Raw genomic sequence first — 651 nt, 5'->3', positions numbered from 1 at the left:
GTTTCAACCCTCTTTCTCATTCTTAGTTTTTCAAGTTTCTGTTCCTTTGTGTCTATCCTTTTAGAGTTTGATTTTCTCTGGATTTTCAATAAAATAGCTTTTCTTTTCAAAGCATTATCTTCAAGCCCATAATCCAAATAAGCACTATCTCCATATACTGAAGATTCTGCCGGTAATTTATCTATCATTTTGCTTAATGCCTTTGCATCGGCTGTCTTTCCAGGGGTAAAATGAAAAGCAATGGGTATACCGTCTTTGGTAGTGAGCAGCTGAACCTTCACACCATAAAAATAACTCCTCATACTGGCAGTATAACCCCTCCATTTATTGTCCTTGAGTATCTTACAATTTGAAATCCTCATGTTATTGCATACGGGAACAGGAAAAGAATCAATAATGTAATGTAGCTCACAACAAAAGCTTTTAAAATAGTCACTTACAATCTCAAATAGCTCATAAAGCAATCTTCCAATTTTGTGTAGTCTTCTATTAAACCTACTCTTGTCAAGCATATTAGGTATAAAACCATATTGCTTCATGAATTGTATTGCTGAAGAATGATTCCCATAAAAATTCAATGATGAGACAATGGCTGTCAGTATGACCTCACTGTCACTTACCTGTCGTCGAATATCCTCAGTATGGTCAATT

At 35.0% G+C, this 651-nt stretch carries 1 protein-coding gene; it reads right to left on the bottom strand.

Translation table 11 applies throughout. From position 1 onward, the window contains the following. Positions 1–650, bottom strand: a 650-nt coding sequence (locus ACLI09_RS18020) for an IS982 family transposase (protein WP_411421035.1), incomplete at its 3' end; no start/stop codon positions are given. Position 651: the final 1 nt, after the last annotated feature.

It is taken from the genome of Flavobacterium sp. RHBU_24, from assembly GCF_046613695.1.
In the GTDB taxonomy this organism is placed as follows: Bacteria; Bacteroidota; Bacteroidia; order Flavobacteriales; family Flavobacteriaceae; genus Flavobacterium.
The sequence above is the reverse complement of the archived record's forward strand: the minus strand, read 5'-3'. Positions and strand labels throughout refer to the sequence as shown.